The following is an 11458-nucleotide window of genomic DNA, read 5'->3' on the forward strand; positions in this document are numbered from 1 at the left end:
ACCGTGCGTGGTGGACGGACGTTCCCGGTCATCCCACTTCTGACGGGGCTGATGCTGCTGGCGTGGCCCTTCCTGATTGGATTTGGGCTGACGCATAACAGCCTGCCGTGGCTGCTGCCGGTGATGGCGCTGCTGTTGCTGCTGCGGCTGCGTCAGGCGCGGCGTAACACCGGCCCGATGCGGTATGTGGTGCAGTGCGTGGCGCTGGCGGGGATCGCGCTCTGCGCGGCAAGCTACCTGCTGAAAACCCACCAGTGGCTGCTGTTCTACCCTGTGGTCGTTAATCTTGTAATGCTCGCCGTGTTCGGCGGTTCGCTCTGGACAGCGATGCCGCTGGTCGAACGCCTGGCGCGCCTGCGAGAGCCAAATTTGCCGCCGGAGGGCGTGCGCTATACCCGCAGGGTGACCCTCGTCTGGTGCGGATTTTTCATCGGCAACGGGGCGATGGCGCTGTATACCGTCCTGCACGGCGACATGCACCTGTGGACGCTGTGGAACGGTATGGTGGCTTACATCCTGATGGGGACGCTGATGGCGGCAGAGTGGCTGGTGCGCCAGCGGGTGATAAAAAAAGAGATGCAGAATGACTAACCCCCTTCCGCTGGGCCAGTGGTTAAACGCGCCCCGCCCTGACGACACGCCCGTCGCCTGGCTCGACGATCGTACCTGGACGCTGGGCCAGCTGCGCCACGACGTGACGTTACTGGTCGACACCCTGCGTCAGCAGGAAGGCGAGCGCTGGGCGCTGTGCTTTGAAAACAGCTACCTGTTTATTGTTGCGCTGCTGGCCTCGCTGCATGCCGATAAAACGCCGGTCATTCCCGGCCATAGCCGCGTTTCGCTGCTTGAGGAGCAGCAGCCGCTGTTTAGCGGCGTCCTGAGCGATCGGTCCCTCGATATTGACGGGCAGCTGATTGTGGTAGCCTCCCGCCACCAGACGATCGCCCGCTGGGTACCCCTGCCGGAGATTAACGAAAACCGCTTCGTCGAGCTGTTCACCTCCGGCTCCACGGGAACGCCGCGCCGGGTGGTTAAGCACATCGTCAGCCTGGATCGCGAAGCCCGCCTGCTGGCTGACCGCTTCGGCGAACGCCTGGCTGGCTGTAGCGTTGTGGCCTCCGTCGTCCCGCAACATCTCTATGGCCTGACATTTCGCATCGTACTGCCGATGGCGATGGGCCTGCCGCTGCATGCCGCGATGCTCTACTACGCAGAGCAGCTGGTCGCCCTTCCTCATGACCGGCATTACCTGTTCATCAGCAGCCCGGCGTTCCTGAAGCGCCTGGATACCGAACTGGCCGCGCCGCCCATCAGGATGCTGATTTCCGCGGGCGGAATGCTGCCCTGGCGTGACGTCTCCACCACGGTTGGCTGGCTTAACATCTGGCCGGACGAAATTTATGGCAGCACCGAAACCGGGATCCTCGCCTGGCGCCATCGCGTGGAAGATAACCTGCCGTGGCTACCCTTCCCCGGCGTAAACTTCCATCAGGAAGATGACGCCTGCCGCGTCACTTCGCCGCTTATCCATGAGGCTGAAGGACTCCAGCTGGACGATATCCTCCACTTCGACAGTGCGGGGCTTTTCAGCATCGCCGGTCGTCGCGGGCGGGTGGTCAAAATTGAAGAAAAGCGCATCTCGCTTAACGAGATTGAGCGTCGCCTGCTGGAGCTCGACGGCGTTTGCGAGGCGGCTGCGCTGCCGGTTACGCGCGGGGGCCGTCAGGGGATTGGCGTCCTGCTGGTGCTGGATGAGGCGGTTCGTCAGCGCTGGCATCTGCAGGATAAAAAAGCGCAGGAGTTCGCCTGGCGACGCGCCCTGCTGCCGTGGCTTGAGCCGGTCGCCGTTCCACGCTACTGGCGCATTGTCGATGAGTTGCCGGTAAACAGTATGAACAAGCGTGTCTATGCGCAGTTAGAGGAGTTATTTCATGAAAATTCATGAAATCGAGCGCCATCAGGCACAACCGGAGAAGCTGGAGATCGTGTTGCATCTCGACGCCTCTCTGTTCTGGTTTCAGGGCCATTTTGCCGTACAGCCGCTGCTGCCCGGCGTTGCGCAGCTTGACTGGGTGATGCACTACGCAACGACCTTACTGGCACCGGGCTACCGCTTTCACAGCATTCAAAACGTGAAGTTCCAGGCGCCTCTGCTGCCGGAAACCACGGTGACGCTGGTGCTTGAGTGGCATGCCGGACGCAAACTGCTGACCTTCAGCTACCTGCGTCATGACGGGGCTGAACGCCATACCGCCAGCAGCGGGAAAATTCGTCTATGTCAGTAACCTTCCGCCCCTGCGTGCTGATCCCGTGCTACAACCACGGCGCCACGATGGCCAGCGTGCTGTCGCGCCTCTCGCCGTTTGGCCTGCCGTGCCTGGTGGTGGATGACGGCAGCGAAGCCGCCACCCGCCAGGAGCTTGAGCGGCTGGCGGCGGAACAGCCGCAGATGACGCTGGTCCGTCTGGCGCAAAACGCCGGCAAAGGTGCCGCGGTCATCAGGGGGCTGGAGGAGTGCGCGCGTGCGGGCTATACCCACGCCCTGCAGGTGGACGCGGACGGCCAGCACGCCATCGAAGATATTCCCAAAATGCTGGCGCTGGCGGAGCGCCACCCGGACGCGCTGATTTCCGGCCAGCCCGTTTACGATGATTCTATCCCGCGCTCGCGGCTCTACGGGCGCTGGGTCACCCACGTCTGGGTATGGATTGAGACCTTATCCCTGCAGCTTAAAGACAGTATGTGCGGCTTTCGGGTCTACCCGGTCTCGCCCACGCTGCGGCTCGCCGCGCGTGAAACGCTCGGTAAACGGATGGACTTTGATACCGAAGTGATGGTCCGTCTCTACTGGCAGGGCAACACCAGCGTCTTTCTGCCCACCCGCGTGACCTATCCGCAGGACGGGTTGTCCCACTTCGACGCGTTGAAAGATAACGTGCGGATCTCCCTGATGCATACCCGGCTGTTCTTCGGCATGCTTCCGCGCATTCCCGGCCTGCTCTTCCGTCGACGCGGCCAGCACTGGGCGCAGCAGGACGAGGTTAAAGGCCTGTGGGGCATGCGCCTGATGCTCCGCGTCTGGCAGCTGCTGGGGCGGCGGGCGTTTACCGTGCTGCTGTGGCCGGTGATCGGCGTCTACTGGCTGATCGCGCGTCCGGCGCGGCAGGCTTCGCGGCAGTGGATTGCACGCGTGAAGCAGGTGCTGATGCAGCGGAACATGCCTGTTCCAGCACGTCTCAACAGCTTTTTCCATTTCATGCGCTTCGGCAACGCGATGCTGGACAAAGTCGCCAGCTGGCGCGGCGAGCTGAAGTTTAAGCGCGACGTGGTCTTTGCTCCCGGCGCGAGCGAAACGCTTAATATCGCGGCGCCGCAGGGCAAGCTGCTGCTGGCCTCGCATCTTGGCGACGTAGAAGCCTGCCGGGCGCTGGCCCAGCTGGACGGCAGCAAAACCATCAACGCCCTGGTCTTCAGCGAGAACGCCCGGCGCTTTAAGCAAATTATGAGCGAAATGGCGCCCCAGGCCGGCGTGAATTTGATGTCGGTCACCGACATCGGCCCGGACACCGCCATTGCCATCAAAGAGAAGCTTGAGCGCGGAGAATGGGTTGCGATCGTGGGCGATCGCATCGCCGTCAACCCGCAGCGTGGCGGCGAGTGGCGGGTGATCTGGAGCCAGTTTATGGGCCAGCCCGCACCGTTCCCTCAGGGGCCGTTTATCCTGGCCTCCATCCTGCGCTGTCCGGTGGTGTTGATTTTCGCCCTGCGCCAGCAGGGTAAGCTCGTCCTGCACAGCGAGCCGTTTGCCGACCCGCTGATCCTGCCGCGCGGGGAACGCCAGCAGGCGCTGCAGGCTACCGTCGATCGCTACGCGCAGCGGCTGGAGCATTACGCCCTGATGTCGCCGCTCGACTGGTTTAATTTTTTCGATTTCTGGCATCTGCCAGAGTCCAGAGAGAAGGAGTAAAGGGTGCTGACCGATCCCCGCTTTACGACTGAAGTTGAGATCACCGTTCCGTTCCACGACGTCGATATGATGGGCGTGGTCTGGCACGGCAACTATTTCCGCTACTTTGAGATCGCCCGCGAGGCGCTGCTCAATCAGTTTGACTATGGCTATCGCCAGATGAAAGCCTCCGGCTACGTCTGGCCCGTTGTCGACACGCGGGTGAAATACCGCGATGCGGTGACCTTTGAGCAGCGTATTCGCGTTCGCGCGCAGATTGAAGAGTATGAAAACCGCCTGCGCATTGCCTATCAAATTTTCGATGCGCAAACCGGCAAACGCACCACCACCGGCTACACCATCCAGGTAGCGGTAGAAGAAGCCACCCGCGAAATGTGCTTTGTCAGTCCGGCAGTACTGTTTGAACGTATGGGAGTCACGCCATGAAATGGTTGCCTTTGCTGACGCTGCTCGTCAGCCCGCTGGTCAGCGCCGTGACGCTGGATGAACTGCAGCAGCGTTTCACCGAGCAGTCCGTGGTGCGCGCGCACTTCGAACAGGTCCGCACGATAAAAGATATGCCGCAGCCGCTGCGCTCGCAGGGCGAGATGCTGATCGCCCGCGACAGCGGCCTGCTGTGGGATCAAAAAGCGCCGTTTCCGATGACGCTGCTGCTGGACGACAAGCGGATGGTACAGGCGATCAACGGCCAGCCGCCGCAGACCATCACCGCCGACAATAATCCGCAGATGTTCCAGTTCAACCACCTGCTGCGGGCCCTGTTCCAGGCCGACCGCAAGGTGCTGGAAGAGAACTTCCGCATCGATTTTAAAGACCTGGGCGCGGGCCGCTGGTCGCTGGTGCTTACCCCAAAAACGACGCCGCTGGACAAGATTTTCGCCACCCTCGATCTGGGCGGCGCGACCTATCTTGAGACGATCCGCCTGAACGACAGGCAGGGCGACCGTACCGATATCGCCCTTTCAAACCACCAATTGACGCCCGCCAGCCTGACCGATGACGAACGCCAACGCTTTGCCGCACCGTAAATCCCTGCGCCCGGCGCTGCTGTGGGCCACGGTATGTCTGGTTATGCTGGGCGTGCTGCTGTCGCTGCTGCCCGGCGCGCGGCTGAACAGCAGCGTGCTGGCCATGCTGCCGAAGCAGACGCTGGGGGCGATCCCTCCGGCGCTCAACGACGGGTTTATGCAGCGTCTCGACCGCCAGCTGGTCTGGCTGGTCAGCCCCGGCAAAGAACCCGATCCGCGCGTGGCGCAGCAGTGGCTTGAACTGCTGCACGGCAGCGACGCGCTCAGCGAGGTCAAAGGCCCGATGGACGCCGCCGGGCAAAAGGCCTGGGGAGAATTCTTCTGGCAGCACCGCAACGGGCTGATTGATCCGGCCACCCGCGCCCGCCTGCAAAACGGCGGAGAAGCGCAGGCGCAGTGGATTTTATCCCAGCTCTACTCCGCCTTCTCCGGCGTCAGCGGTAAAGAGCTGCAAAACGATCCGCTGATGCTGATGCGCGGCTCGCAGCTCGCCCTGGCGCAAAACGGCCAGAAGCTGCGGCTGATGGACGGCTGGCTGGTCACGCAAGATGAAGCGGGAAACTACTGGTATCTGCTGCACGGCGAACTGGCGGGCTCATCATTTGATATGCAGCAGACCCACCGGCTCGTGACGACGCTTAATGCGCTGCAACAGACGCTGAAAGCGCGTTACCCGCAGGCGCAGCTGCTTTCGCGCGGGACGGTGTTCTACAGCGATTATGCCAGCCAGCAGGCTAAACGCGACGTCTCAACGCTGGGCATCGCCACCCTACTTGGGGTGTTCCTGCTGATCGTGGCGGTGTTCCGCTCTCTGCGCCCGCTGCTGCTGAGCGTGCTCTCCATTGCCATCGGCGCGCTGGCGGGCACGGTGGTGACGCTGCTGCTCTTTGGCGAACTGCACCTGATGACGCTGGTGATGAGCATGAGCATCATCGGTATTTCGGCCGACTATACGCTTTACTACCTGACCGAACGGATGGTGCACGGCGCGGAGCTCTCTCCCTGGCAAAGCCTGGCCAAAGTGCGCAATGCGCTGCTGCTGGCGCTGCTGACGACCGTCGCCGCCTACCTGATTATGATGCTGGCCCCCTTCCCCGGGATCCGCCAGATGGCGGTATTTGCCGCGACGGGGCTGAGCGCCTCCTGCCTGACGGTGATTTTCTGGCATCCGTGGCTGTGCCGGGGTTTGCCGGTGCGCCCGGTTCCCTTTATGGTCCTGATGTTGCGCTGGCTGGCCGCCTGGCGACGCAGTAAAAAACTGTCCGTTGGTCTGCCCGTCGCGCTGGCGCTGCTCTCCGCCGTGGGAATGAGCACCCTGAAGGTGGACGACGACATCGCCCAGCTGCAGGCGCTGCCGAAAGATATTCTGGCGCAGGAGAAAACCATTACCGCCCTGACCGGCCAAAGCGTCGATCAGAAATGGTTTGTGGTGCATGGCGCTTCGCCCCAGCAAACGCTGGAGCGGCTGGAAGCCTTTACTCCCGCGCTGGCCGAGGCGCAAAAGGCGGGGGATCTCACCCGTTGGCGCACCCTGCCGCTGAACTCGCTGGCCCGCCAGAAAAGCGACCTTGCGCTGCTGCGGGACGCCGCGCCTGCGGTGACGAACGTGCTGAAAAGCGCAGGGCTCAACGCCGTTTCCCCCAATCTGGACGCCATGCCGGTCAGCGTGGACGCGTGGCTTGAAAGTCCGGCCAGCGAGGGCTGGCGTCTGCTCTGGCTGACACTGCCGGGCGGGGAAAGCGGCGTGCTCGTGCCGGTGGACGGCGCAAAAAACAGCGCGGCTCTCGGTGAGCTGGCCGCGCGCTATGACGGCGTCGTCTGGGTGGACCGCAAGGCCAGCTTTGACAGCCTGTTTGCCCTCTACCGCACGCTGCTGACGGGGCTACTGTTTGCGGCGCTGGCGGTGATAGCCTGCGGGGCGATACTGCGCCTCGGCTGGCGCAAAGGGCTGATAAGCCTGGTGCCGTCCGCACTGTCGCTAAGCTGCGGGCTGGCCGCGCTGGCCGCAACGGGCCACCCGGTAAATCTGTTTTCACTGCTGGCGCTGGTACTGGTGCTCGGCATTGGCATTAACTACACGCTGTTCTTCAGCAACCCGCGCGGTACGCCGCTGACTTCGATGCTGGCGATTACCCTGGCCATGATGGCCACCCTGCTGACGCTGGGCATGCTCGTCTTCAGCGCCACCCAGGCTATCAGCAGCTTTGGTATTGTGCTGGTGAGCGGTATTTTCACCGCCTTCCTGCTGGCACCGCTGGCGATGCCGGATAAGAAAGAGAGAAAACGTAAATGAACGCTGTTTATCGCGCCGTCGCGCTGGCCGCGGCGCTGCTGCTGGCAGGCTGCAGCCATTCGACCGATACCAAAGAGACGCGGCCTCAGGCCTGGCTTCAGCCTGGCACCAAAGTCACTCTGCCGCCGCCCGGCATCAGCCCGGCAGTAAGCTCCCAGCAGCTGCTGACCGGCAGCTTTAACGGGCAAACGCAGTCCCTGCTGGTGATGCTCAACGCGGATGCGCATAAGGTCACGCTGGCCGGCCTCTCTTCCGTGGGCATTCGCCTGTTCCTGGCAACGTACGACGAGAGCGGTATTCATACCGAGCAGACTATCGTCGTGCCGCAGCTGCCGCCCGCCAGCCAGGTGCTGGCCGACGTAATGCTCAGCCACTGGCCGATTAGCGCCTGGCAGCCGCAGTTGCCGAAGGGCTGGACGTTAACGGACAATGGCGATCGGCGCGAGCTGCGCAACGCCAGCGGCAAGCTGGTGACGGAGATTGTCTACCTCCAGCGCAAAGGCAAGCGCGAGCCGATCAGCATCGAGCAACACGTATTCAAATACCACATCACCATTCAATATCTGGGTGACTGAGATGATTTATATATCCGCTGTTGGCATGGTCAACGCGCTGGGCAACTCGCCTGATGAAATTGCCGCCAACCTGGCTGCGGGCGTGGCGCCGGGCATGCACGCCCGGACCGGCTGGCTGCAGGGAATGCCCGAAGCGGTACTGGGCGGGGTGGAAGGCGAACTGCCGCTCATCCCGGACACCTTCTCTGCACACCGCACCCGCAACAACCAGCTGCTGCTGGCCGCGCTGGCGCAGATTCAGCCCGCCGTTGACGAGGCCATCGCCCGCGTTGGTCGCGACCGCGTGGCCGTGGTGCTGGGAACCAGCACCTCCGGGCTGGATGAAGGCGATGAGCACGTGCGTCTCATGACCGACGGCGAGACCAGCACGCGCTGGCAGTATCCGCAGCAGGAGCTGGGCGATCCTTCCCGCTTTCTCGCCAACTGGCTGCAGCTTGAAGGCCCGGCCTATACGATCTCCACCGCCTGCTCCTCCAGCGCGCGGGCGATGATCGGCGGCAAACGCCTGATCGAAGCCGGGCTGGTGGATATCGCCATTGTCGGCGGAGCAGACACCCTGAGCCGGATGCCCGTGAACGGCTTTAACAGTCTTGAATCCTTCTCCCCCACGCTCTGCGAGCCGTTTGGCCGGGACCGCCGGGGGATCACCATCGGTGAAGCGGCGGCGCTGATGGTATTAAGCCGGGAGCCCGCGGACGTGGCGCTGCTCGGCACGGGCGAATCCAGCGATGCGTACCATATTTCCGCCCCGCATCCGCAGGGCGACGGGGCGATAAGGGCTATCACTCAGGCGCTCAGCGAAGCGGGCATGCAGCCGGACGACATCGGCTACATCAACCTGCACGGCACGGCCACGCCGCTCAACGATCAGATTGAATCACAGGTGGTTCACGATCTCTTCGGAGAAAGCGTGCCGTGCAGTTCAACCAAACACCTTACCGGCCACACGCTGGGCGCTGCCGGCATTACCGAAGCGGCTTTGAGCTGGCTTATCCTGACGCGCGATCTGCCCTTGCCGCCGCAGGATTTTTCCCGCTACGCTCCGGACGAGACGCTGGCGCCGTGCGGCCTGCTGCACCAGAGCACCGCCCTGAAAAAGCCGGTGATTTTGTCTAACTCGTTCGCGTTTGGCGGCAATAACGCCAGCATTCTGCTGGGGAGAGCGTCATGAGCTATCTATCACCCGAAGCCTATTTGCCGCACGATGCGCCCATGATGCTGCTGGGGTCCGTTGAAAATGTGACGGATGACATGGCGGTCTGCCGCGTGGCGGTTGACAGGCAAAGCGTGCTGGCGCCGTTTCTCAATGCCGATGGCGACCTGCCGGGCTGGTACGCGCTCGAGCTAATGGCGCAGACCGTTGGCGTCTGGTCGGGCTGGCATCGTCAGCAGCAGGGGCAGGAACATATCGCGCTGGGCATGGTGCTCGGTGCGCGCGAGCTGGTCTGCGCCAGCGGGCGTTTCGCCAAAGGCTTAACGCTGGACATTACCGTTAAGCTGCTGATGCAGGACGAACGCTTCGGCAGTTTTGAATGCACGATTTGCGCAGGTGAAGAGACGCTGGCCACGGGCCGGGTCAATACCTTCCAGCCGAGTGCAGAAGAATTAACATCGCTTTTTAATCAGGGATCCCACGCATGAGTCGTTCCGTACTGGTCACAGGGGCCAGCAAAGGCATTGGTCGCGCCATCGCCCGCCAGCTTGCCGCTGACGGGTTTACCGTCGGCGTGCATTACCATCGTGATGCCGCAGGCGCGCAGGAGACGCTGGACGCCATCACGCAGGCGGGCGGCAGCGGCCGTTTACTCTCGTTTGACGTAGGCAACCGCGAGCAGTGCCGTGAAGTGCTTGAGCAGGAAATTGATGCCCATGGCGCATGGTATGGCGTGGTCAGCAACGCCGGAATTACCCGCGATGGCGCCTTTCCGGCACTGAGTGAAGACGACTGGGACAGCGTGATCCACACCAATCTCGACAGCTTTTATAACGTCATACACCCCTGCATTATGCCCATGATCGGCACCCGTCAGGGCGGGCGCATTATTACCTTATCCTCCGTCTCCGGCGTGATGGGCAACCGCGGCCAGGTGAACTACAGCGCGGCCAAAGCGGGCATTATCGGCGCCACCAAAGCGCTGGCAATCGAGCTGGCAAAACGCAAAATCACCGTGAACTGCATTGCGCCAGGGCTGATTGATACCGGCATGATTGAGATGGAGGAGGCCGCGCTGAAGGAAGCGATGTCCATCATCCCAATGAAACGTATGGGCCAGGCTGAGGAGGTCGCCGGGCTGGCAAGCTATCTGATGTCGGATATCGCGGGCTACGTCACCCGCCAGGTCATTTCGATTAACGGAGGAATGCTATGACGCGTCGCGTGGTGATTACGGGCATGGGCGGCGTCACCGCCTTTGGCGAGAACTGGCAGTCCGTTTCCAGCCGGCTGCTGGCGTATGAAAACGCCGTGCGTAAAATGCCGGAATGGCAGGTTTATGATGGCCTGCACACCATGCTGGGCGCGCCGATCGACGATTTCACGCTGCCGGAACACTATACCCGCAAGCGTATTCGCGCCATGGGCCGCGTGTCGCTGATGTCGACCCGCGCCACCGAGCTGGCGCTGGAGCAGGCGGGGCTGATTGGCGAAGCGGTGCTCACCAACGGGCAAACCGGCATTGCCTACGGTTCTTCGACAGGCAGCACCGGCCCGGTCAGCGAATTCGCGACCATGCTTACCGAAAAGCACACCAATAACATCACCGGGACAACCTACGTCCAGATGATGCCGCACACCACCGCGGTGAATACCGGCCTGTTCTTTGGACTACGTGGCCGCGTGATCCCAACGTCGAGCGCCTGTACCTCCGGCAGCCAGGCGATTGGCTACGCCTGGGAGGCAATTCGCCACGGGTATCAGACCGTGATGGTCGCGGGGGGCGCGGAAGAGCTTTGTCCGTCTGAAGCGGCGGTGTTTGACACGCTGTTTGCCACCAGCCAGCGCAACGACGAACCCAAAACCACCCCCTCGCCGTTCGATACGCAGCGCGATGGTCTGGTGATTGGGGAAGGCGCAGGCACCCTGATTCTGGAGGAGCTGGAGCACGCCAGAGCGCGCGGGGCCACCATCTACGGTGAGATCGTGGGCTTTGCCACCAACTGTGACGCGGCCCATATCACCCAGCCGCAGCGTGACACCATGCAGATTTGCATGGAGCAGTCGCTGGCGATGGCGGGGTTAAGCGCCCGGGATATGGGGTATATCTCCACGCACGGTACCGCCACCGACCGCGGCGATATCGCCGAAAGCCAGGCCACGGCCGCCATCTACGGTGACAGCGTGCCGGTTTCCTCGCTGAAGAGCTATTTTGGCCACACGCTGGGGGCCTGCGGCGCGCTGGAAGCGTGGATGAGCCTGCAGATGATGCGCGAAGGCTGGTTTGCCCCGACGCTCAATTTAACGCAGCCGGATGAGCAATGCGGGGCTTTAGATTATATTATGGGAGAAGCCCGTCAGATTGACTGCGAGTATCTGCAGAGCAATAACTTCGCGTTTGGCGGCATCAATACCTCGATTATCATTAAACGCTGGGCGTAA

General features: G+C 62.4%; 12 protein-coding genes. All 12 read left to right on the top strand.

Annotated elements, in window-relative coordinates:
• Positions 1-3: 3 nt before the first annotated feature.
• Genes IM313_RS02370 through IM313_RS02425 form a run of 12 tightly spaced genes read left to right on the top strand, consistent with a single transcriptional unit; the run spans position 4 to position 11458 of the window.
• Positions 4-591, top strand: coding sequence for a hypothetical protein (locus tag IM313_RS02370; RefSeq protein ID WP_048960816.1), 588 nt, complete (start codon positions 4-6; stop codon positions 589-591).
• Positions 584-1945 (top strand): acyl-CoA synthetase, encoded by a 1362-nt coding sequence (locus IM313_RS02375; protein ID WP_192971949.1) that lies wholly within the window; start codon positions 584-586, stop codon positions 1943-1945. Before IM313_RS02370 ends, IM313_RS02375 begins: the two co-directional genes overlap by 8 nt.
• Entirely contained in the window at positions 1932-2285 is a 354-nt protein-coding gene (locus IM313_RS02380) for a hydroxymyristoyl-ACP dehydratase (protein WP_028014704.1), read from the top strand. The genes IM313_RS02375 and IM313_RS02380 overlap by 14 nt, the downstream gene beginning before the upstream one ends.
• On the top strand, positions 2276-3967 hold the full coding sequence (locus tag IM313_RS02385; RefSeq protein WP_045259381.1) for a glycosyltransferase: 1692 nt from the start codon (positions 2276-2278) through the stop codon (positions 3965-3967). Before IM313_RS02380 ends, IM313_RS02385 begins: the two co-directional genes overlap by 10 nt.
• 3 nt (positions 3968-3970) lie before the next feature.
• Positions 3971-4393, top strand: coding sequence for a thioesterase family protein (locus tag IM313_RS02390; protein WP_028014706.1), 423 nt, complete (start codon positions 3971-3973; stop codon positions 4391-4393).
• Complete coding sequence (locus IM313_RS02395; RefSeq protein ID WP_192971950.1) at positions 4390-4995, top strand: outer membrane lipoprotein carrier protein LolA; 606 nt, start codon at positions 4390-4392, stop codon at positions 4993-4995. The genes IM313_RS02390 and IM313_RS02395 overlap by 4 nt, the downstream gene beginning before the upstream one ends.
• Positions 4964-7288 (top strand): MMPL family transporter, encoded by a 2325-nt coding sequence (locus tag IM313_RS02400; RefSeq protein ID WP_192971951.1) that lies wholly within the window; start codon positions 4964-4966, stop codon positions 7286-7288. The genes IM313_RS02395 and IM313_RS02400 overlap by 32 nt, the downstream gene beginning before the upstream one ends.
• Positions 7285-7863: a DUF3261 domain-containing protein gene (locus IM313_RS02405; RefSeq protein ID WP_192971952.1), complete on the top strand. Its 579-nt coding sequence runs from the start codon at positions 7285-7287 to the stop codon at positions 7861-7863. The genes IM313_RS02400 and IM313_RS02405 overlap by 4 nt, the downstream gene beginning before the upstream one ends.
• A gap of 1 nt (position 7864) precedes the next feature.
• Positions 7865-9034, top strand: coding sequence for a beta-ketoacyl-[acyl-carrier-protein] synthase family protein (locus tag IM313_RS02410; RefSeq protein ID WP_041911882.1), 1170 nt, complete (start codon positions 7865-7867; stop codon positions 9032-9034).
• Positions 9031-9504 (top strand): 3-hydroxy-fatty acyl-ACP dehydratase, encoded by a 474-nt coding sequence (locus IM313_RS02415; protein ID WP_047362581.1) that lies wholly within the window; start codon positions 9031-9033, stop codon positions 9502-9504. The genes IM313_RS02410 and IM313_RS02415 overlap by 4 nt, the downstream gene beginning before the upstream one ends.
• The gene (locus IM313_RS02420; RefSeq protein WP_028014712.1) at positions 9501-10232 is read left to right on the top strand and encodes a 3-ketoacyl-ACP reductase FabG2; all 732 of its coding nucleotides are present in this window, start codon (positions 9501-9503) and stop codon (positions 10230-10232) included. Before IM313_RS02415 ends, IM313_RS02420 begins: the two co-directional genes overlap by 4 nt.
• The gene (locus IM313_RS02425) at positions 10229-11458 is read left to right on the top strand and encodes a beta-ketoacyl-ACP synthase (protein ID WP_192971953.1); all 1230 of its coding nucleotides are present in this window, start codon (positions 10229-10231) and stop codon (positions 11456-11458) included. Before IM313_RS02420 ends, IM313_RS02425 begins: the two co-directional genes overlap by 4 nt.

It is taken from the genome of Enterobacter cloacae complex sp. P2B (assembly GCF_014895985.1).
In the GTDB taxonomy this organism is placed as follows: domain Bacteria; phylum Pseudomonadota; class Gammaproteobacteria; order Enterobacterales; family Enterobacteriaceae; genus Enterobacter; species Enterobacter bugandensis.